This is a genomic window from Pseudoalteromonas sp. MMG033 (assembly GCF_057197785.1).
Map to the genome: position 1 here is coordinate 1 of NZ_JBXVAL010000003.1, position 17,066 is coordinate 17,066.

Consider the following 17,066-nt stretch of genomic DNA (forward strand, 5'->3'; position numbering starts at 1 on the left):
AAATCACCCTACGCCAGCAATTGCTGGTTTTTTCCGTTCCCTAACGCTTTGTATGTGACCCTACAAGGCGCTCTTAACCTCCTTTAACATGAAAATACATTGTTTTTATATGCGCTCACCGCGCAACCTAGAGCGTTTCCTATAGTTATACATATAAAGTGCAAGACTAATTCTCTTTAAAGTTCTGTGCTCCCTATCATAAAGTGCAAAATTATCTTCTATTTAAAATCAACTAATTAAATTAAACGCACAGCAAAGCTGTGTATTAATGCCTTGTGGGTTCGCATATCGAAGCGCAAGCGCTTGATGCTCTCCAATCCACAAGAGGGCCCCTTGTCGTCTGGATGTCAAAAGAATAGGTTTAGGATATAATTGCTTGAAAGGTTTGTGATAATCGCTTATCAAGGGGGGCTTCAGCTTTTATGCCAAGTTTAATAAAGTGCGCCCCACTAACGATAATTAAAAGTTTTAGTGTTGTGTATTTAGTCGCGGGCTCCGCCCTTCATGCCCTTTGGGCATTGAGAGCAAAAATGTGGGATATGTCCGATACTTTATTAAAGTAATCTAAGTGTGCATAGCACTATTGCTATACACACTTAGAATGCTATCTAACCATGTTAATCTTAACGTTTTTTATAGCTTCTATAATTTTCTCAGTAGAAGTCTCTTGCAATAAATAAACCGCAGCCCTTACTAATTTCGTTTCGTTAATGTCTCTTAAGCTGCCAAGCTCCTCAATAACCAGTTCAGGGTTATCTGTTTTAATATTATTAGCAAGATTTGTTAACCCTGCGCGTTCGCCTTTTGAAAATCTAATTGGTAATGGCTGTAATTTTGTCGTTGGTGTTGTGGCAAAAACATTTGTTTTGGCTGTATTCTCTGCCGCTTGCTCTTTTTTTATCGTCCGTTTTAGGGTTTTTAACCTAGCTCTTTCTTGTCCTGTTAGAGCGTTTTTGCATTCTAACTCCTGTATTTCTTTAAAAGCTGAATCAGTCATTGCTAGTTACCTCTTTTGCTAAGTTCTTATAAAACATTGCTCCTGGGTGACTAGGATTAGTTACACTAGCAGGTTCATGATTCATTTCAGCTTCTGTAAATAAGCTACGATCCCAAACAATTGTTTTTGTAGTGTTGCTTGGCCACCTTTCTGATAAATAACTCTTTCCATACTCAAGCGCCTTTGTGGCAGATTTACTTATCTTGGATGGTACAACTTTAAATTTTATTTCCTCTTCTTCACAGAACTTAACGTCTTGAATATGTTCTAGAAGGGTTTCAACTCCATCTAAGCTATGCTCTTTAAATTCAGTTGGGAAAATATACTCTGTTGCTGCCATAACTGCATTTAGGCCAAGGACGGAGGTTCCGGGGGTGGTATCAATAAGAATGAAGTCATAATCATTCTCTACCTTTTTAAGGTGTATTTTAAGGCGTTCTTCTCGTTTTGTGAGTGAAACCATATCCATATCTAGCTTTGACATAGCATCCCCGCTTTTGCCTGGTATAATGTGCAAATTATCCTGAGGTAACCCCTTCACTATTGCTGGATAAATTGCATCTGAAATCTTGAACTTTCTATTCAGTAAAAGATCTCCTATAAAGTTATCCGATTCTGTTTGTCCAAAATACTTTGTTAAGTCCCCTTGCCCATCAAAGTCAATTGTTAACACCCTCTTGCCCAGTTTGCTTAGTTCATAAGCAAGATTGACGGTTGTTGTTGTTTTGGTTACACCGCCTTTGCGGCACCCAATCATTATTACTCTTGCAGTCTTTAGCTTATTCATGCTTCCACTCCTTTATGTATAACATATATGCTATACATAATAGATTAAATAAAGCCCTATGTATAGCGCAGTTGCTATACATAGGCGGGATAGGTTAAAAGTAATTTTAAAGTGTTATGTATAGCATATATGCTATACATAATAGATTAAATAAAGCCCTATGTATAGCACAGTTGCTATACATAGGCGGGATAGGTTAAAAGTAATTTTAAAGTGTTATGTATAGCATAAGTGCTATACATAATATTCCAACATTGAAAGGTGTTGATTGGCATTGATGAAAAAAAACACAAATCATGGGTAAAATAACTTGACCGGTAAAGTAATTTTACCTATAGTTAATCTCAACAGCAAACAACATTGCACTATAAATCATCAAGGAGAACACCATGGAAATTCAAACTTACCTAAACGATGTATGCGCTTTCGAAGCCTCTCAATTCACATCAGAAAAAGAAGTAAAAGCGTATTTCACAGAAGAAAACTTTATTGCCATGTTTGGTGATGCTGAAACCGATTTTGCAATGGACCAGCTCGCAGATTCAGCTACTGGGCTTTGGGAGGACTTCCGCGCGGGAAAGTAGCGGAGTTCTCGGAGATGCTGGCGCAAGTCGGCATTTCACAGAACGAATTTTGCAGACGAGTTGAATACACCAAACAGCAAGTAATAAACTGGAAAAAAACAGGCCAATTCCCTGCGTGGGTTTGGTGGGCCCTTAAAGGAATGGAAGGCAAATGAATATAGATAACCAATTAACTAGACTAAACGCGGAGCTGCCAAGTGAACATCAATTGCAGTCATTTACAACGGAAGAGCTGAAAAAATCATTTCAGACGTCCTTAGGGGTATCCGTTAAGCTCTTTGAGCATATGGCCAATGTTTGGAGGGAGTTAGATCGTCGCGGCGAAAACATGGATGAGTTTAGAAAAGGGGCCATGCTTTATATCGAGATGATAGCAAATAAGCGCTTAATGGCTGAGCTGGCTTTTAAATATGTTGGGCAAAGAGGCCTCTTAAATGCTCTGGCGAATTTGCCGCTAAGGCTTCAGAGTAAACTAGTAAAAGACGACACTGTCGATGTGGTTACTAACAACAAGGGTGAAGCGCACAGCGAAAAACTCAAGCTTTCTGACATTCCCGCTCAGCAGCTTTCCAGAGTGTTCAGGGATGGCGCGATCAGAAGCGTGTCTGAACAAAAAGAACTAATAAAGCGATCTGAAAATCTTGCCGCCAAGACTCGACCTAGAACCATTAAAAAAGTTGAGGTTCAAGATGATGCGTTAGTAGTTGGCAGGACTAGAATAGATATTGATTCGGCACTGGCTGCATTAAGTAAGCATTACGGTGTAGATATTAAAGGACTGCTCCAAAATGACGCTTGAAGGGAAAAAGTTTGGTAAAATGACAGTGATTCAGCATGTTGGCTGCAAGCTCAATAGGAAGCGAGAAAAGCTCTGGCTTATCCGTTGTGATTGTGGGCGAGAGGAGGTTTACCCGAATAACTGGATACCCTATTGCGAATCCCACGCAAAGTCTCATAGTGCAAAGTATGCTTGCATCCCTTGCATGAAGGGGCCCTGCACTGTGTGCGGGGGGCCAATTACGGACCCAAACAAAACCAATATATGCTCACCAGAATGCAAAAAAATCGACTCAAATAAGCGCTCTTTAGCAATTTACCATAAGAAAAAGGCCGATGAGCCCGGTTTTTTGCAAAAAAGGGCTCAGCAGCGGCTTGACTACCTTGAGCGAAACCCTGATGCAAAAAGAAAGCACAAAGAGTACATGCGAAATAGAAGCGCGCAACAAAGGTTAGATCCTGAGTACAGAGCGAAGCAAAAGCAAAACTGGTTAGATTGGTACGATAGAAACAAAGACCATGTGAAGGCGTACTACAAAGCATGGCATGAAGAAAACCGAGAGTGGGTTAATGAGTATTTGCGAGAATACAAAAGACAAATGCCCGAAGAGCAGCGAAAAAGGTATTACGAAAGAGACCGCGCTAAACTATTACAGAAGTTAAGAGATGACCCAGACTACTACAAAAAAGTTCTGGCTGGGCAAAGATCAAGCAAGCAAAAAAGCGCTCAAGAGAAAGACATCGCCGAGTTGCTCTCCATGTTTCAAGTTATCGAAGAAAAGTTGAATGAATAATTGTTAAGCCTCTGGCGAGGCTTTTAACTTACCCCTGCGCAGTATTCCAATATGACCAATAAATACAATGCCTGTAGTTTTCGGAGTTTGTTTAATATACTATGTTGGAATAGGGTGTAAATCTGGTGCTATATGCCATTCACAAAAGGACATAAACCAGTACGGAAAAGACCTGTTTCAGAGGCGGTAAAGCGACTTGAAGCAAGTAGAAAAGGTGCTGGGAAAATAGAGAGTAAAGCGCAACTAAAACATATTTTAGCTAATGCAAATCGAGGTGAAACAGCTGAGAGGAACGTTGCTTTAATTTGGTTTTTATTCGGTTCATTAACTCGTATTGGTGAAACTTGCCAACTGTTAGTTAAAGACGTTTTTACTAAATCGGGCGAACTAAAGTCTATTTTTAGAATGAGTGCTGAGTATACCAAAACAGATCAAAGTCGTGATTGTGCTTTGGTTTTGAAACAGCAACGAAAAGCGGTACTTGCATGGCGTGACAAACGTATATTAGATGGTGCTATGCTATCAATTGATGGTAGCTATGGTGGATTAAATGGAGATAGTCCGCTGTTTTTAGCTAGAAGCGGTAAGCGCTGGGTAACTCTATCTTTTAACGTGAAAAAATACCAAACGAAGGATGGTCAGAAAGAAACGCTAGTTTGTTCAAGCATGGAAAACTACGTTAGGAATCTTTTTAAGAGCTGCGGCTTTACACAAGGCTCAAGCCACTCAGGACGCAAAAGCACAGCTAGCCTGTTGTCTGATGCTGGTGTTGACTATGAAATCATACAAATGGCAATAGGCCATGTCAGCGACGATATGACAGATACATACATAATACCTGATCCACAAAAATTAACTGATGCACTAAACAATTTATATAAAACAGTGCCGGCGTTGGGAGTACAAGAATAAATGACATTAGAGCAGTTAGAAACGCTTGCAAAACTGATGCGTGGAGACCAAAAAAGCCTAGCTTTTCAAGCTGCTAAGCTTGTTTTAGTAGATGGCATGAGTCAAGTTGATGCAGCAAACGAGCTGGGCACAAAGCCAAACACTGTTAATAACGGAGTGGCACGTTATCGTAATGCGCATGAAGATATAAGAAAAGTTTATTTTATGAACTAAAACACTTGATATACACGCCTAGGCGTGTATAATTAATCACAAGTTAAGCAGATTCATAATTACGGAGAGAAAATGATGTCAACAATTAACAAAGAACTATATCAAGCTCTACTTGAAGCTAATGTGAGCGAAGAGAAAGCAGCAGCGGCGGCTGAAACGGATATGAAAATTCATACAGAGCTTGCCGAAGTTAAGGCGCGCTTGGCGCTGGTTGAAAAGCTTCAATGGGTTGTTGTAGCAGGTGTTATTGGCTTGCTGTTAAAGGCATACATATTGGGCGCATAAGCGCCCCTTCTCAACGAATTGGAAACCTAGGAACATTTGTATGCTCACACCTCCACCAAAAGCGCCAACAAGGTATTGTGCTGACAGGGCAAGGCAATCCGAAGAAATTTATGCGACAACTCACGGGAATATTCCGCTTTATATTTCTACGAACAAACGTTGGTGGCAATTTTGGAAACCTGCGGAAATCACAGTAATTGTGAGCGCTACAGTTAATCGCGATCTTGGTGTAGCTCTGTCACCAAAATCAATTAATTTTTAGTATTGGAATACGTAAAAGCCGCTATTTAGCGGTTTTTTTGTGCTTATTTATTGTGCGTTTGGCTTCTGCATCAAGGGTATCCCTGATCCAATCTGATTTACGCTTACCTGCCAACTCCCACGCGGTCTCATAATCACCTAGTTGCTGCTCAGTTACTTGAACAACACCCAAACGAGCTGTGCGCTTCTCACTGGTGGGTTTTTTGGGTGCGCCTCGGCGCTTTTTATCTTCGTTCATCTTTTCATTATTACACGTGTATTTTTTATTGGCAAATAGGTTGTAATTTAGTCTGCATTTGCTATATTAAATACACGTGTAATTAATCTGATTTTAAGGTCTAATAATCATGCAATTAAGTCAATCTGATAAAAAAGTACTTTTGAACGCTCTAAACAGAAGGGGCTGTAGAAGAGGGGTAGTTCTAGAGTCTTCTTTAGAAAAGAAAAGGTGTTTTAATGCAGCAAAAAAATTAGCAAAAGCTGGTCTCATTGAAAACGTGACTATAGAGTATCAATACAGTAATGGTCGCCCAGACAATTTTTTTGGCCGAGTCTGGATTGAGGGTTATGCATGGAATGACTTTAAAGGCGAACTGACATCAGAAGGTTTAAAACTTGCTGAATCACTACAGAATTAATCCATTGGAACACTGAACTCATGGCAGAAATAACAGCTATATCTTGTTCATATATGGGTTTGTCAGGCGCTCAAATTTACATTGAACAAACAAATGATGGTTTTGAGGCGCGGCAAGCGGTTGCAATTTTTGGTAGTTATCAAATGAAAGAAAGCGATCTTGAAAAGATAGGTTACAACCCTTTTCATGAGTGTTTTGATGATAACTTTGTTAGTGGCAAAGGTGAGTCTAAAGAGACTGCAATTGAAGCGTTGAAAGCTGACGCTAAAAGCATGGCTGACTCGCTTTGGATGTGATTGGAAATATTTGAAAAGAGGGAATACACATGGCAGATAAATTTAAAAAAGTAGCATTAGCAAACCTTAATCTTGAGCTAAGAACAGAAGTTATATACGGTGAAGATATGGACACAGAAATTTCAATTTCTGGAAATGTATTTGTGTCTGGTAGTGAAAAAGAAAACTTTGTGAAAGAGTTTGAGCAGCTGATCGCAAATTACAGAATTTAAATGTTGGAATAATAAGGGTTCTGTTTAATCAGTTCCCTTTTTTTAACTAATAGGGAAACAAAATAATATGGAAACACTTGTTTCCTGTTTCCGTTGTTGTAATATTGCTCAATAAAACTTTTTAAGGGTTCAAAATGGCAGATAAAAACGGTATTACATATGAGCAGGTTGCAAGTGCAGCACAAGATATTTTAGGTAGTGGTGTTAAGTTAACAGTACGTGCAGTGATGAAAGTCACAGGTGGTAAAACAGAAACCGTGTCTCGTTTCTTGCGCGATTTTAATGATAAGCGTGACGCCGATGTTGCAAGTATGGCTGATGAACTTGGCAGCAGTAAAATAGCAGAATTGCTCGCAAGCGAAATGCAAAATGTTGTAGACCGAAAAACAGCAGACTTAAAAAGTATAATTGAGCGCCTTAAAACAGATCGTGATGAAGTCATTGAGTTGCTTGAAGAGAAAGAAAAAGATTGTGTTCATCGTGTAGAGTTGGCAGAAGCAAGAGCGCTAAACGCTGAAAAGCAAATTGGCGAAGCAGATCAGAAAGCCAAAACTGCTTTATCTGACCTCGAAGCAGTAAAACTAAATGCGGAATCTCAAGTTCAACAAGCACAGAAAGAAGCTGAAAGCGCCATAAAAGCTGCTGAACAGAAAAGCGAATCTCTTGTGTTAGTTGCTAATGAGCGTCTTGAAAAAGCCGAAACGGAAACAGCATCACTACGCGAGCAAATCAAATCACTTTCTATTGATAGTGCAAAATTTGAAATGGAACGAGAGAAGTTTGAACAAGAAAACAAGCTGAATGAGAATTTGCGCGTTGAACTTGCTGAAAGGAATACTCAAAACGTCAAGCTAGAATCACAAAACGAAGCTCAAGCGGCCAATATTGAGCGTCTAATTTCTGACATCGATGAATACAAGAAGCAAGCAAGCGAGTTGCCAAAGGTACAAACTTTATTGCTTGAACTAGAGCGAAAGTCATCAGATTTACAAAGTAAAGTATCTCAGTTAGAGAGAGAAAAAGACTCTTTATCAAGAGCGCTTGCAGTTAAAGAAAGTAAGAATAGTTAATGTTGGAATGCTAAAACAAGGGATTACACATGGCAGATAATAAACAAAACTTACCACCAAAGTTACCACCAATTATGCGGTCAGAAACAGACCCATCAGCAATTGCCGATAGGGACGAGGCAAAAAAGCAGTTGAGAAAAAGCGTTAGACATATATTTTTCTATATTGCCATACTAGTTGTGGTTGGCCTCGTTCTGTTTCTGTTTCCTTCGATCAGGCCTCCTAGAGAGACTATTCCCTCTTGGGTTGAACGATTTGGAGCTCTTATCGGAATTGCTTCAGTGATGATAGAACTCGAATTAACAAAAATGAATTCACGGCTGAATGCTGTAGCTTCAATATTGCCTAGTCCACTATTTTCGTCTCTAAAAAATCAGTACTGTCATATTCCAGTTTATGAAAGAATTGCGCTTTGCTTTGCAATAGTCGGCGCTGTAACTTGGGCGTATGGTTCTGTAGTGATTTACTGGACGTTACAACTTTTTAAATATTGAATCTGAAGATATTGGAATACGTGAGGGATTTATGAAGTTTGGAACAATCGTAAGGTTAAAACAAGATATTGTTCAGGGTAGTACAACTTTTAATGCAGGTATGAACTTGGCCGTTGCGCATTATTCTCATAAGTATTTTGTTCTTTTAAATACATATGGGAATGAACGAAATATAAGTGACCTCGTTGAAGTGCCATTTAACAAAATTAATACCCTTCTGGAGGTGGTCGGCCAGCTCCAACCGGTTGATACCAAATAATTGGAATAATTGGAGCTAAAAATATGACCGAATTAACAGAGCAAGAAAGAAAGTGGTTCAAATCTTTGGAGCGCTGCATTAAAAGAATGCCAAAGTCATTAGAAATATTAGTTCAAGAAATATCTATTTCTGAAAGCAAAGCTTCATCTGAAATCCATTTAATGCGTAAAGGTGTGATATATCAAAGCCAAGAATCAGTGGGTGATTTACTTATGTATAGCCCTGCTGAATATTCAATAGATAGTTTTTCAGTCTGTAACGTTGCTGCAAATAACCACGGTTATTGAGAATTGGAAAAATAAACAAAGGTTTTGTGATGAGAGTAGAAACTAAGCAAGATCATGAATTTTTGTGGGGCTGTCTGTCAGCACTGAATATTCTTTGTGTCCATGATTCGGCAGTAGAAGCAAATGATATTGTAGAAGCATATACAACAATCGAAGAATTAGAAGCCATTGCTAAAGCTGAAGGTGGCGAGCAAGAATTAGCAACAATCGAGTGGCTTAAAAAGTATCATCAAGAATAATTGGAAAAATTGACTTTCAAAAATAGATAAGGAATACATCAATGAAAAGTATTTTAGAAAAAATCGAAAATATGAAGGAAGAAGCAAGAGACGGTATAAAAAGCAGTTCCTCAAGAGGCACTGAAGCTGCACACTTACTTCATCTTGAAAGAATTAAAAAAGTTGAAGATAAGCTAGCAAGTGGAACGCCTTTAGATGATATCTATAACGAAGCCGTTGCGATTGGAGAGTCGCAGGGTGATTGGTCAATTGAGAATATTGTTAGCGAATTAAAGCACGTTTAAACGAATTGGAATACGGTGGGATTAATCATGGCACCAACACACGCACTATATATTGTTGATAATTGGGATGGAGAGGGTGACACCTATTGGATCTTTGCTTACAAAAAAGATGGCGTTTTTTACTCGTCAGAAACTAACAAGAAAATCATTCAAACAGTCGGTGATGAAGTGATTAAGCAAGTTACATTACCTTAAATTTGAATGCGCAAAGAGCCGCATTGAGCGGCTTTTAAAATCAACTTTGATGTATATTAAACGCTTCACCCAGTGTCCTATTAGCCAGTCCCAATTTATCGACACACAAGCCGATAAATTCACCAGAAAGCGCGCCGCGATTTAATAGGTTAATCAGTCGCTTTTCTTCATTTTCTTCAGGTTCCGTGCCATACAGCGCTAAATAGAGCGCCCTAGTTCCACCTAGCCTCTTGCGTTCAGCTTTTAAAAAGTTCCTCAATGCTTCTACGTAATGTGGGTTTTCGCTTAGCTTCTTTGGCAATGTTTTATCTTCCATTTTTGCAATCTAGCAATCCTAGTACTTTTCATAAAATAAATCAAAAATGATGTAAAAAAGACCTTGAAATAAATCGACTTTGATTTATATTTTAGGAATCAAAGTTGATTTATTCAAAAAGGTTTATATGGAAATTTCAGTTAACAGTTATTTTTGTGGTGCAGGATTGTTTGATAGTGGCTTAATAGATTCTGGCATAAAAATAAATCAAGCTTTCGAATTGGATAAAAACGCAGTTAAAACGTACAAGCATAATTTTGGTGATCACATCAAGCATTGTGATTTATCTAACGAATTGGTACTTGAACAAAGCAGTTGTCATGGAATGGTTTTTACTTACCCATGTACTAAATATTCCCCCATCGCAGACATTCACGGAACAAGAACGGGGGACGAGCTTTTTTTGCACGCTTTGCGTCATTTGGCGATTGCTCGACCTGAGTTTTATGTGGTTGAAAACGTTCCTGGTATGAGGGCTTTTCCCCTGGTAATGGAGGCAATGACAAAAATGCCTGATTACTATGTGCAAGTGTTTTGCCCCATTCAGGCATCCGTGTGGCTACCACAAAGGCGAGAACGATTAATCATAATTGGTACAAAGCGTCGTTTCTCAATTCGCCCACCGCAAAGCGCTAAGCCCAGAACGCTTGCGAGTATCCTTGAAGAGGGGCCTAAAATAACACTGCCTAAAGCCATTGCTGCCCGTATGAATGGAGAATATAGAGATTTACCTATTATTAGCGATCCAAAAAAGGGGGATATAGCGCCAACTTGTGTCGCTCATTACGCAAAAGACAAATCAACGCGGTTAGTGGTAGATAATCGCTATCCAATGGGCGTTAGGCCTTACTCAGTGCGGGAGTGGGCGCGGTTGCAAGGGTTAGATGATGAGTTTGAATTTCCTGTGTGCGATACCGAAGCTTATAAGCAAATTGGTAACGGTGTACCTAAACCTATTGGCCAATGGGTAGGGAGTGAAATGATAAGATACATGAATCAGTTAACTCAATAGGGGGGGTTATGAGTAAAGCGCAGCAATTTAAAGAATGGTTTAGCGCGAGAATGGGGCATAGTCCACATCTAAAACTAGCCCACTTGGCAATTTTAGAATTAGAGTCTCAGTGCCTTAAAAAAGATAAAGAGATTGAGCGTTTGAAAAATAAAAAACTGAATGAGCAGATATGACATCAATACTTTATGACCATGAAAATTTCGTTATTGCGTGTGACTCGCAGACTTCTGAAAATGGGGTTGCTATCAATTCCAATGCAGATAAGTGGCACCATCTAGAAGATGGGAGCATTCTTTTTGCAACAGGTGAAACTGTTGATATTTACGAATTAGTGCAACACCTTAATGGCGCTTTATTGCCTCAGCACATTGGCAAGGTCAAATTCTTTAGAGCGTCAGCCGGTTGTGAGTATGTAACTTATGGCTACATTCATGAAAGCGAAGGCGGTGCAAAAATTGTGCGACAAGAGCCGATTTTACATTCCTATGGCATTGGTTCTGGTGGAGAGCTGGCATTAGTGGCGCTGGATTGTGATTTAAGTGCATATGATGCTGTTGTTAAAGCTGCAAAATTTGATAATGCGTCAACTCAAACGTCAAAGTTTTTAACGTGGCTACAGGAGAGTGGCTGTCTCCGCTGCAATCCGAAGTTCAAAATTGACCATCTTTAATTATATGAATCATAGTTAATTATTGTATTGACAGGGTGCAAATGCACCCCTATAATTATATACGAACCAACACGAAGGGGGTTCGCTGGGAACACCCCTGTATAGGAGGTCTCTTGATAGTAAAATCCTTCAATCGCTCTTTAACAGCTAGTTTCTTTATCGCCAGAGTCGGGCAAGTAGGCAAACCAATGTGGCAGCCCTACACTGCAAATAACTCATTCATGGTTTTCAGTGAAAATCCTGAGTTAGACTTTCAGCGAGTCAAAGCGGCCTATGAGTCTGGCGCATTCGATTACTTTGCAATCGGAAGCTGCCAGCAACAAATTAGGATTGGTGACGTCAGGGAGGTTTTAGCGAAATGCGAAAACATGAATGATAGGCACTTAAAGCAAATGGCGCTTCTAGAACAAAATATTGAACTAGAGCAAAAGAAACTGGATAAGCAGCGCGAGTTGCTTAAGGGGCTACAGCAAGCGGTTTACGCTCGCTGTTAAGGGTGGGGCGAAAGCCCCCTCTGATTGAGCAAGGTGACCATCAAATAAAAGGCAAAGACATGATACAAAGTAAAACATTACAAGCATTGCATGATCGTCTATTAGTAATTGGCACGGTAAAGGTGGCGCAAATTGACACTGAGACAGGCACGGTCGGCATAACGTTCGATTATCTTGGTGATACGTTCACAACATACATAAGCGGCGAGACTGAGCGTGGTGACTTGCTGAAGCATGACCGTGATAAGTTAACCAGGATTGAAAACATGGGTGAGTTAAGCGCGGATCAACTAATTGGCTTTTTCAGTTCGTTACCTGACATCGAAAGTATTTTAAGGTAGAGGCATGACAGCAATTAAAATTACGGTTGAAAACGGCTGTGTAACTGTCGATTACGAAGCCAAAACAAGCGAAAATATCGGCAAGCGTATTGAGCAATTAAAAACAGGCCTAAACACCAATAATTATGGCGTGTGCGCTGCGCTGGGTCTTTCTCCCACTGAAGCAAACGTTAGACTTTTGCGCCGCTATCAGCGTAACCCTGAACAGTCCAGCTACCGAGAAATGCCCGAAAATCAATGGAAGGTATTGTTAATGCTGTGCGATGGCCAGCAACCATGCGAGCTATGGGAAACACCTTAAGTTTAAGTCTGATTAGTTAAGCCAATTCCCATAGAAGCCCACACTATGGGAAACACCTTAAGTTTAAGTCTGATTAGTTAAGCCAATTCCTATAGAGGCCCACACTATGGGAAACACCTTAAGTTTAAGTCTGATTAGTTAAGCCAATTCCTATAGAAGCCCACACTATGGGAAACACCTTAAGTTTAAGTCTGATTAGTTAAGCCAATTCCTATAGAGGCCCACACTATGGGAAATACCTTAAGTTCAAGTATGGTTAGTTAAGCTCATTCCCATAGAAGCCCGTGTTATGGGAAATGCCTTAAGTTTGAGTGTAATTAGTTAAGCCAATTCCCGTGCAGTCCATATTATGGGAAACGGCTTAACTTTCATCTACGATTGAAAAGATAAACTTTTCAACTTTTGAGCCTTGTAAAGTTGTTGAGCAAGAGACTTTAAGCGGTGTTTCTTTGTTTATCCTCTGAATCGCCGGTTCAATAAAGCTACGCTTCATTTCTGCGGTGTTTTCTCTCTGTGAATCTGGTAGCTGATAGCGCTCAGCCAGCCATTGAGGCGTGACGGCCCAAATTCCTGTACTACGCCATTGACACAAGTTTTCGTATAGCCTGATCGTCCGGCTGTTCTTTATGGTGCCGCATTCATGCAAATAAAATTTAGTGAATTGCTGAGTTAAACCAACAATGTATGGTAACAAACGCGGGTTAAAATCCACTCGGTAAGAGCCCCTTCCTACTCTTGTGGATTGCTCTATTAACCAAGGCCTCACTTTTTCTTCAAACTCCCCCTCTTTTGGGTAAAACTTAACAGTGCTCTTTAAGATTTCTTCGAGCCCTTTTTTAACGTCAGTTGAAGCGGTCTGAACGCTAACATTGAATAAGCTCTGATAATCAGAAACATGCACATCAAATTGACCATTAGAAATATCTTCTTCACCGTCTGTAATGGTGTCTTTTATTTGAGAAAAGCACATCCATAGTACACGTTTGGCTTTTAAAGAAAGGTAATAAGCGGCTTCGCTGATCTCGTTTGATTGAGTAACAAGGTTCTTTTTATTTTTCTTTGCTAGTTTATTCATTTCATAACTATGGGAGCTTTTACTTTCACCCATATTAACATGACAACCCTGTTAATAAAGCAATTTAACTTAAGGCGATTCCCATAGTAACTTAAGGTAACTCCCATGGTAACTTAAGGCACTGCCCATAGTAACTTAAGATAATTCCCATAATAACTTAAGGCGATTCCCATGCTATCGCTCTACAGCCCTTTATTTACATAGCTTTGCGCGGTACTAAAAAGGTTTAAAAGATAAAAAAGATAAAAAAGCTTTAAAAAGAAATTGTGGATAAGTGTATAAGTGGAGGGTATTATCTCTTAATCATGTCACGCATGGATAAGGAATAATGAATGCGAATATCAAAAATACAAAAACAAGTTTTATTTTATCTGTTTGTGCTTGAGCAAAGACAAGGCAATGAGCCGATTTTAAACGTCGATTTGCTGAAGTTGGTGAATCGTAGCTCAAATTCAGAGATTGCAGCAAGTAATTTTAGAGCTAGTTGCCACAAATTGAAAGAGCACAAACTTGTACACGCTATATATAACAAATCGTTAAAGCTGAAATACCAGCTAACCGATCAAGGTAGAGAAAGAGCGCGCACTATTTTTAAAGAGTTAACCGAATAGCTTTTCTTTCAATGCCCGTTTAATTTCTGTAATGCTCATGCCTTTTTCATACAAACCTTGTTCACGGGCCATACAGATAAGTTCGTCACGACGATTAAGCCATTTATCAAGTGTTGAAGTTGCAACTCCTTGCCTATCAGCAATTTGATACTTTGGTACATCTTGAGACAGCCAAAATAAAATAGTACCTTCAGTCTTGTCTAGCTTGCTTTTTATTATCGCGCCTGTAGCTCTACCTATAGGTAAATTGTTTTGCTTTCGTCGCTCGGCTGCTGCTTTTGCTTTGAGCGATCTTTCTTTGCTGTATTCTGTCGCCGCAAATGCGCGCCCCATAGTGATAAAGAAAGTAGCTAAATCATTTTTGTGTTTTGGAGCGAGTACATCGTTACTTAAACAAAAATGTATTTCACACCCCGCATTAATAACACGCGTGATTACCTCCAGTATGTCGCTAATAGAATCCCGGCCAAGACGCTCAATATCATTTACTAAAACCCGATCACCTTTTTGTAGCTTTTCAATAAGCGCTATCAAGCCTCGCTCTGTTTTGTTCGTTTTGCTGCCGCTTAGCTCGTATTCGAGCCATTTAGTGATAAGCAACCCGTTTTCTTCAGCGTATTTACTGATCCTGTCTCGCTGCCCTTTGGCGTCTTGTTTGTTGTTGTCGCTTATTCTGACATAAGCATAATTTTTAGCCATTAATGGGGTTTACACTCTAGAGTATGAATAACTCGCTAGAGTGTAAATTTAAGCGCTTATTTACCACTAATATAAAGAGCGTTTAGGGTTTACCCTAAAGCGTTAATGGGGCTTGTTAAAAAAGCCTTGCAAAGCAAAGCTTTTAAATAATTTCTAATTAATTTCCTATGTCTTTAAATATTGGCGGAAAAGGGAAGGGGAATGGGGCTGCTTTTGCTTGTTGTGGCTGCCCTCCTTGATCTCCGCTTCCAGTACCGCCGCCATAGATTTTATTCAAAATATCTTTGGTTAATTTTTTCATAAGTAGTAGAACCTTGTTTATTGGATTTATAATTATCTCTTAAAAAAATGCAACTCAATAGCTTTTAATGCTGTTTCTCTTTGAAAATATACCGTCTACAGTCATTGTGAATAATGCCAGACCGATCAACGAATTAATTGCCATTTGAATGCTGGGGTATGCATAAAAAAGATAAACAAAACTCTGTGCAAGCTCTTTGTTTTCCGCCATCCCGAAAAACTCGGGGTGTCTTATGCAGTGCTCCACGATCATAAGTAAGTTAACGAAAATAGAGGCTTTAAACATATTTCGGATGAATATTTCTTGTTTAGTGCTTCCTTTATCCGTGAGTATCTTATGTGCAAAAGAGGAAGTGTTAGCATTAATGACTTTAAGTGCATATTCACAAACTGCCAGTCTCTTTTTTAGTAGAATAATAATAGTAAGGTCCATAATCGAGTAGGCAATTTGATGAATAATAACTCCTCTAGGAAGTACTGTTCTAAATACAAAAAAGTCGATAGCAACACCTAAAAATATAACGGCAGCAATCCAAATCCTTTTAGGATCTTGTCTGTTTATCAATAATACAGAAGCGATGGAGAAAAGATAAAAAGCACCAACATACGTAGGAGTGGCATCCCAATTCCAATGGTTAATAAAGTCGAACATTATTACTCCTTGCTGTCATCGTTAATCATTTTTTTTACTAAACTTTTTTCTTCTTTTGAAAGGCGGCTAATCAAATTTAGAATAGATTTCATGGTTTCTTTAGAAAAACCAACACCGCCGCATTTTCTTTTGTGGAGTTCCCAAATAACTTCATATTGACTTCGCATTGGTTCATTTGTCATATCTGGGTTTTCCCAGTTGGAAACCGTTGACTTTTCCACTTCAACACCTTTTAAGTCTGCAATTTGCTGTTGGGTCATTCCCATTTCTTTTCTCATTCTTTTAAGGTCGATTGAGTCTTGTCTTGTTTTCTCGGTTGGAAACTTATTGGGCGGCAAACCTATCTCCTTACTTCGCTCGGTTATGAGCGATCCCATTGTGAAAAAAAAGTATATTTTTTTAAAAGTTCATTTTTTTAAACTTTCTTTCTATTACCATCAACTTAATTTGCTTTTTCAACGTAAGGTAAAAAAATCCGAACATAAAAAGCCAATTTGTTTAAAATAATTTAACAATAAAGTCAAGAGTAACCCTTCGTCTTGTATCTTAAATTACGGATTAGTCCTCTTTAGTACATTATTGATTTAATGTAAATTACAAGCGGTTACACTTGAGGTAACAAAGGTTGTTGATCTAATAAGGAACTGAAATGCAGCAAGGAAATAACAATTCCAGCAATAAAAACTTAGAACACATGGATTCTGCACTAGAAAAAATGGAAGAGGCGTTGCATCTTTCTAGGCTTCTTTGCGCAGCTACTGAGGGGCCGGAGGAAAAGCATATATTGGTTGGCGCTAGATTGATATATGAAAAAATTAATGAGGCGCTTGAGGCTGCCAATGCGGTTAGTGAAAATAGCGCTTGTTAGATTTTCATTGAAAGCTATTCCCCCTAACTTTTCATGCTTTGTCGTGTTACTCTGTAAATGTGACATGTTGGCTCTCCAATTATGTTGCAAACACTGGTCGCCTTGGGTTAGAGCTTGGCGATCAGTCCCTTCTAGGTTAAGTT

General features: G+C 39.2%; 33 protein-coding genes. 24 read left to right on the top strand and 9 right to left on the bottom strand.

Annotated elements, in window-relative coordinates; translation table 11 throughout:
- Positions 1 to 604 precede the first annotated feature (604 nt).
- Together AC2CZC_RS26575 and AC2CZC_RS26580 are read right to left on the bottom strand one after the other, a co-directional pair.
- The gene (locus tag AC2CZC_RS26575) at positions 605 to 997 is read right to left on the bottom strand and encodes a hypothetical protein (RefSeq protein ID WP_484585809.1); all 393 of its coding nucleotides are present in this window, start codon (positions 995 to 997) and stop codon (positions 605 to 607) included.
- Complete coding sequence (locus AC2CZC_RS26580; protein ID WP_484585810.1) at positions 990 to 1,784, bottom strand: ParA family protein; 795 nt, start codon at positions 1,782 to 1,784, stop codon at positions 990 to 992. The genes AC2CZC_RS26575 and AC2CZC_RS26580 overlap by 8 nt, the downstream gene beginning before the upstream one ends.
- Before the next feature lie 389 nt (positions 1,785 to 2,173).
- On the opposite strand from AC2CZC_RS26580, the gene AC2CZC_RS26585 reads away from it, so the two are divergent.
- The 6 genes from AC2CZC_RS26585 (at position 2,174) to AC2CZC_RS26610 (ending at position 5,349) form a co-directional block, all read left to right on the top strand.
- Positions 2,174 to 2,368: a hypothetical protein gene (locus AC2CZC_RS26585; RefSeq protein WP_484585811.1), complete on the top strand. Its 195-nt coding sequence runs from the start codon at positions 2,174 to 2,176 to the stop codon at positions 2,366 to 2,368.
- Between the two features lie 151 nt (positions 2,369 to 2,519).
- Entirely contained in the window at positions 2,520 to 3,167 is a 648-nt protein-coding gene (locus tag AC2CZC_RS26590; protein WP_484585812.1) for a hypothetical protein, read from the top strand.
- Positions 3,168 to 3,495: 328 nt separating this feature from the next.
- Positions 3,496 to 3,939, top strand: a complete 444-nt coding sequence (locus tag AC2CZC_RS26595) for a hypothetical protein (RefSeq protein WP_484585813.1) — start codon at positions 3,496 to 3,498, stop codon at positions 3,937 to 3,939.
- A 132-nt stretch (positions 3,940 to 4,071) separates the two neighbouring features.
- On the top strand, positions 4,072 to 4,851 hold the full coding sequence (locus tag AC2CZC_RS26600; protein ID WP_484585814.1) for a tyrosine-type recombinase/integrase: 780 nt from the start codon (positions 4,072 to 4,074) through the stop codon (positions 4,849 to 4,851).
- Positions 4,852 to 5,064, top strand: coding sequence for a hypothetical protein (locus AC2CZC_RS26605; protein WP_484585815.1), 213 nt, complete (start codon positions 4,852 to 4,854; stop codon positions 5,062 to 5,064).
- A gap of 72 nt (positions 5,065 to 5,136) precedes the next feature.
- A complete protein-coding gene (locus tag AC2CZC_RS26610) occupies positions 5,137 to 5,349 on the top strand; it encodes a hypothetical protein (protein ID WP_063875719.1) in 213 nt (70 codons plus the stop codon).
- A gap of 283 nt (positions 5,350 to 5,632) precedes the next feature.
- On the opposite strand, the gene AC2CZC_RS26615 is transcribed toward AC2CZC_RS26610, so the two are convergent.
- Positions 5,633 to 5,848 (bottom strand): hypothetical protein, encoded by a 216-nt coding sequence (locus AC2CZC_RS26615; protein ID WP_211013288.1) that lies wholly within the window; start codon positions 5,846 to 5,848, stop codon positions 5,633 to 5,635.
- Positions 5,849 to 5,957: 109 nt separating this feature from the next.
- Here AC2CZC_RS26615 and AC2CZC_RS26620 point away from each other — a divergent pair, with 109 nt between their 5' ends.
- The 10 genes from AC2CZC_RS26620 (at position 5,958) to AC2CZC_RS26665 (ending at position 9,584) form a co-directional block, all read left to right on the top strand.
- Positions 5,958 to 6,248, top strand: a complete 291-nt coding sequence (locus tag AC2CZC_RS26620) for a hypothetical protein (RefSeq protein WP_484585816.1) — start codon at positions 5,958 to 5,960, stop codon at positions 6,246 to 6,248.
- A gap of 20 nt (positions 6,249 to 6,268) precedes the next feature.
- Positions 6,269 to 6,544 (top strand): hypothetical protein, encoded by a 276-nt coding sequence (locus tag AC2CZC_RS26625; protein ID WP_484585817.1) that lies wholly within the window; start codon positions 6,269 to 6,271, stop codon positions 6,542 to 6,544.
- A 29-nt stretch (positions 6,545 to 6,573) separates the two neighbouring features.
- Positions 6,574 to 6,756, top strand: coding sequence for a hypothetical protein (locus AC2CZC_RS26630; RefSeq protein ID WP_484585818.1), 183 nt, complete (start codon positions 6,574 to 6,576; stop codon positions 6,754 to 6,756).
- Between the two features lie 134 nt (positions 6,757 to 6,890).
- A complete protein-coding gene (locus tag AC2CZC_RS26635; protein ID WP_484585819.1) occupies positions 6,891 to 7,826 on the top strand; it encodes a DNA-binding protein in 936 nt (311 codons plus the stop codon).
- 29 nt (positions 7,827 to 7,855) lie between these two features.
- Positions 7,856 to 8,320 carry a hypothetical protein gene (locus AC2CZC_RS26640; protein WP_484585820.1) on the top strand — a complete coding sequence of 155 codons (465 nt, stop codon included), beginning with the start codon at positions 7,856 to 7,858 and terminating at the stop codon, positions 8,318 to 8,320.
- A 31-nt stretch (positions 8,321 to 8,351) separates the two neighbouring features.
- The gene (locus AC2CZC_RS26645) at positions 8,352 to 8,579 is read left to right on the top strand and encodes a hypothetical protein (protein ID WP_484585821.1); all 228 of its coding nucleotides are present in this window, start codon (positions 8,352 to 8,354) and stop codon (positions 8,577 to 8,579) included.
- A 23-nt stretch (positions 8,580 to 8,602) separates the two neighbouring features.
- Complete coding sequence (locus AC2CZC_RS26650; RefSeq protein WP_484585822.1) at positions 8,603 to 8,866, top strand: hypothetical protein; 264 nt, start codon at positions 8,603 to 8,605, stop codon at positions 8,864 to 8,866.
- Positions 8,867 to 8,895: 29 nt separating this feature from the next.
- Entirely contained in the window at positions 8,896 to 9,105 is a 210-nt protein-coding gene (locus tag AC2CZC_RS26655; RefSeq protein WP_484585823.1) for a hypothetical protein, read from the top strand.
- A gap of 41 nt (positions 9,106 to 9,146) precedes the next feature.
- Entirely contained in the window at positions 9,147 to 9,389 is a 243-nt protein-coding gene (locus AC2CZC_RS26660) for a hypothetical protein (RefSeq protein WP_484585824.1), read from the top strand.
- Positions 9,390 to 9,416: 27 nt separating this feature from the next.
- A complete protein-coding gene (locus AC2CZC_RS26665) occupies positions 9,417 to 9,584 on the top strand; it encodes a hypothetical protein (protein ID WP_484585825.1) in 168 nt (55 codons plus the stop codon).
- Between the two features lie 40 nt (positions 9,585 to 9,624).
- Here AC2CZC_RS26665 and AC2CZC_RS26670 read toward each other — a convergent pair whose 3' ends face one another.
- On the bottom strand, positions 9,625 to 9,900 hold the full coding sequence (locus tag AC2CZC_RS26670; protein ID WP_484585826.1) for a hypothetical protein: 276 nt from the start codon (positions 9,898 to 9,900) through the stop codon (positions 9,625 to 9,627).
- A 127-nt stretch (positions 9,901 to 10,027) separates the two neighbouring features.
- On the opposite strand from AC2CZC_RS26670, the gene AC2CZC_RS26675 reads away from it, so the two are divergent.
- From AC2CZC_RS26675 to AC2CZC_RS26700, 6 genes are all read left to right on the top strand, one after another.
- Entirely contained in the window at positions 10,028 to 10,912 is an 885-nt protein-coding gene (locus AC2CZC_RS26675) for a DNA cytosine methyltransferase (protein ID WP_484585827.1), read from the top strand.
- An 8-nt stretch (positions 10,913 to 10,920) separates the two neighbouring features.
- The gene (locus AC2CZC_RS26680; protein WP_484585828.1) at positions 10,921 to 11,085 is read left to right on the top strand and encodes a hypothetical protein; all 165 of its coding nucleotides are present in this window, start codon (positions 10,921 to 10,923) and stop codon (positions 11,083 to 11,085) included.
- Positions 11,082 to 11,582: a hypothetical protein gene (locus AC2CZC_RS26685; RefSeq protein ID WP_484585829.1), complete on the top strand. Its 501-nt coding sequence runs from the start codon at positions 11,082 to 11,084 to the stop codon at positions 11,580 to 11,582. Before AC2CZC_RS26680 ends, AC2CZC_RS26685 begins: the two co-directional genes overlap by 4 nt.
- Before the next feature lie 113 nt (positions 11,583 to 11,695).
- Positions 11,696 to 12,076 (top strand): DUF6943 family protein, encoded by a 381-nt coding sequence (locus AC2CZC_RS26690; protein WP_484585830.1) that lies wholly within the window; start codon positions 11,696 to 11,698, stop codon positions 12,074 to 12,076.
- A 59-nt stretch (positions 12,077 to 12,135) separates the two neighbouring features.
- Positions 12,136 to 12,417: a hypothetical protein gene (locus AC2CZC_RS26695; protein ID WP_484585831.1), complete on the top strand. Its 282-nt coding sequence runs from the start codon at positions 12,136 to 12,138 to the stop codon at positions 12,415 to 12,417.
- A gap of 4 nt (positions 12,418 to 12,421) precedes the next feature.
- Positions 12,422 to 12,718, top strand: coding sequence for a hypothetical protein (locus AC2CZC_RS26700; protein WP_484585832.1), 297 nt, complete (start codon positions 12,422 to 12,424; stop codon positions 12,716 to 12,718).
- Between the two features lie 361 nt (positions 12,719 to 13,079).
- On the opposite strand, the gene AC2CZC_RS26705 is transcribed toward AC2CZC_RS26700, so the two are convergent.
- Positions 13,080 to 13,793, bottom strand: a complete 714-nt coding sequence (locus AC2CZC_RS26705; RefSeq protein ID WP_484585833.1) for a RepB family plasmid replication initiator protein — start codon at positions 13,791 to 13,793, stop codon at positions 13,080 to 13,082.
- Between the two features lie 332 nt (positions 13,794 to 14,125).
- Between AC2CZC_RS26705 and AC2CZC_RS26710 the strand changes: the two genes are divergently transcribed.
- The gene (locus AC2CZC_RS26710; protein WP_484585834.1) at positions 14,126 to 14,404 is read left to right on the top strand and encodes a chromosome segregation protein ParM; all 279 of its coding nucleotides are present in this window, start codon (positions 14,126 to 14,128) and stop codon (positions 14,402 to 14,404) included.
- Here AC2CZC_RS26710 and AC2CZC_RS26715 read toward each other — a convergent pair.
- The 4 genes from AC2CZC_RS26715 to AC2CZC_RS26730 all read right to left on the bottom strand — a co-directional run bounded on the left by AC2CZC_RS26715 (position 14,393) and on the right by AC2CZC_RS26730 (position 16,393).
- Entirely contained in the window at positions 14,393 to 15,103 is a 711-nt protein-coding gene (locus AC2CZC_RS26715) for a recombinase family protein (RefSeq protein WP_484585835.1), read from the bottom strand. The genes AC2CZC_RS26710 and AC2CZC_RS26715 overlap by 12 nt on opposite strands.
- Before the next feature lie 157 nt (positions 15,104 to 15,260).
- Positions 15,261 to 15,404, bottom strand: coding sequence for a hypothetical protein (locus AC2CZC_RS26720; protein ID WP_484585836.1), 144 nt, complete (start codon positions 15,402 to 15,404; stop codon positions 15,261 to 15,263).
- 54 nt (positions 15,405 to 15,458) lie between these two features.
- Positions 15,459 to 16,055, bottom strand: coding sequence for a hypothetical protein (locus AC2CZC_RS26725; protein ID WP_484585837.1), 597 nt, complete (start codon positions 16,053 to 16,055; stop codon positions 15,459 to 15,461).
- A 2-nt stretch (positions 16,056 to 16,057) separates the two neighbouring features.
- Positions 16,058 to 16,393: a helix-turn-helix domain-containing protein gene (locus AC2CZC_RS26730; protein ID WP_484585838.1), complete on the bottom strand. Its 336-nt coding sequence runs from the start codon at positions 16,391 to 16,393 to the stop codon at positions 16,058 to 16,060.
- Between the two features lie 311 nt (positions 16,394 to 16,704).
- Here AC2CZC_RS26730 and AC2CZC_RS26735 point away from each other — a divergent pair, with 311 nt between their 5' ends.
- Positions 16,705 to 16,923, top strand: a complete 219-nt coding sequence (locus AC2CZC_RS26735; RefSeq protein WP_484585839.1) for a hypothetical protein — start codon at positions 16,705 to 16,707, stop codon at positions 16,921 to 16,923.
- The last annotated feature ends 143 nt before the right edge of the window (positions 16,924 to 17,066 follow it).

Coding starts and splice junctions, on each gene's coding strand:
- AC2CZC_RS26710 (WP_484585834.1), top strand. CDS start 14,126: ATGCGAATATCAAAAATACAAAAACAAGTTTTATTTTATCTGTTTGTG.
- AC2CZC_RS26725 (WP_484585837.1), bottom strand. CDS start 16,055: ATGTTCGACTTTATTAACCATTGGAATTGGGATGCCACTCCTACGTAT.
- AC2CZC_RS26695 (WP_484585831.1), top strand. CDS start 12,136: ATGATACAAAGTAAAACATTACAAGCATTGCATGATCGTCTATTAGTA.
- AC2CZC_RS26660 (WP_484585824.1), top strand. CDS start 9,147: ATGAAAAGTATTTTAGAAAAAATCGAAAATATGAAGGAAGAAGCAAGA.
- AC2CZC_RS26700 (WP_484585832.1), top strand. CDS start 12,422: ATGACAGCAATTAAAATTACGGTTGAAAACGGCTGTGTAACTGTCGAT.
- AC2CZC_RS26645 (WP_484585821.1), top strand. CDS start 8,352: ATGAAGTTTGGAACAATCGTAAGGTTAAAACAAGATATTGTTCAGGGT.
- AC2CZC_RS26720 (WP_484585836.1), bottom strand. CDS start 15,404: ATGAAAAAATTAACCAAAGATATTTTGAATAAAATCTATGGCGGCGGT.
- AC2CZC_RS26605 (WP_484585815.1), top strand. CDS start 4,852: ATGACATTAGAGCAGTTAGAAACGCTTGCAAAACTGATGCGTGGAGAC.
- AC2CZC_RS26635 (WP_484585819.1), top strand. CDS start 6,891: ATGGCAGATAAAAACGGTATTACATATGAGCAGGTTGCAAGTGCAGCA.
- AC2CZC_RS26680 (WP_484585828.1), top strand. CDS start 10,921: ATGAGTAAAGCGCAGCAATTTAAAGAATGGTTTAGCGCGAGAATGGGG.
- AC2CZC_RS26655 (WP_484585823.1), top strand. CDS start 8,896: ATGAGAGTAGAAACTAAGCAAGATCATGAATTTTTGTGGGGCTGTCTG.
- AC2CZC_RS26675 (WP_484585827.1), top strand. CDS start 10,028: ATGGAAATTTCAGTTAACAGTTATTTTTGTGGTGCAGGATTGTTTGAT.
- AC2CZC_RS26575 (WP_484585809.1), bottom strand. CDS start 997: ATGACTGATTCAGCTTTTAAAGAAATACAGGAGTTAGAATGCAAAAAC.
- AC2CZC_RS26670 (WP_484585826.1), bottom strand. CDS start 9,900: ATGGAAGATAAAACATTGCCAAAGAAGCTAAGCGAAAACCCACATTAC.
- AC2CZC_RS26715 (WP_484585835.1), bottom strand. CDS start 15,103: ATGGCTAAAAATTATGCTTATGTCAGAATAAGCGACAACAACAAACAA.
- AC2CZC_RS26620 (WP_484585816.1), top strand. CDS start 5,958: ATGCAATTAAGTCAATCTGATAAAAAAGTACTTTTGAACGCTCTAAAC.
- AC2CZC_RS26590 (WP_484585812.1), top strand. CDS start 2,520: ATGAATATAGATAACCAATTAACTAGACTAAACGCGGAGCTGCCAAGT.
- AC2CZC_RS26585 (WP_484585811.1), top strand. CDS start 2,174: ATGGAAATTCAAACTTACCTAAACGATGTATGCGCTTTCGAAGCCTCT.
- AC2CZC_RS26630 (WP_484585818.1), top strand. CDS start 6,574: ATGGCAGATAAATTTAAAAAAGTAGCATTAGCAAACCTTAATCTTGAG.
- AC2CZC_RS26735 (WP_484585839.1), top strand. CDS start 16,705: ATGCAGCAAGGAAATAACAATTCCAGCAATAAAAACTTAGAACACATG.
- AC2CZC_RS26610 (WP_063875719.1), top strand. CDS start 5,137: ATGATGTCAACAATTAACAAAGAACTATATCAAGCTCTACTTGAAGCT.
- AC2CZC_RS26685 (WP_484585829.1), top strand. CDS start 11,082: ATGACATCAATACTTTATGACCATGAAAATTTCGTTATTGCGTGTGAC.
- AC2CZC_RS26665 (WP_484585825.1), top strand. CDS start 9,417: ATGGCACCAACACACGCACTATATATTGTTGATAATTGGGATGGAGAG.
- AC2CZC_RS26640 (WP_484585820.1), top strand. CDS start 7,856: ATGGCAGATAATAAACAAAACTTACCACCAAAGTTACCACCAATTATG.
- AC2CZC_RS26625 (WP_484585817.1), top strand. CDS start 6,269: ATGGCAGAAATAACAGCTATATCTTGTTCATATATGGGTTTGTCAGGC.
- AC2CZC_RS26650 (WP_484585822.1), top strand. CDS start 8,603: ATGACCGAATTAACAGAGCAAGAAAGAAAGTGGTTCAAATCTTTGGAG.
- AC2CZC_RS26705 (WP_484585833.1), bottom strand. CDS start 13,793: ATGAATAAACTAGCAAAGAAAAATAAAAAGAACCTTGTTACTCAATCA.
- AC2CZC_RS26600 (WP_484585814.1), top strand. CDS start 4,072: ATGCCATTCACAAAAGGACATAAACCAGTACGGAAAAGACCTGTTTCA.
- AC2CZC_RS26580 (WP_484585810.1), bottom strand. CDS start 1,784: ATGAATAAGCTAAAGACTGCAAGAGTAATAATGATTGGGTGCCGCAAA.
- AC2CZC_RS26615 (WP_211013288.1), bottom strand. CDS start 5,848: ATGAACGAAGATAAAAAGCGCCGAGGCGCACCCAAAAAACCCACCAGT.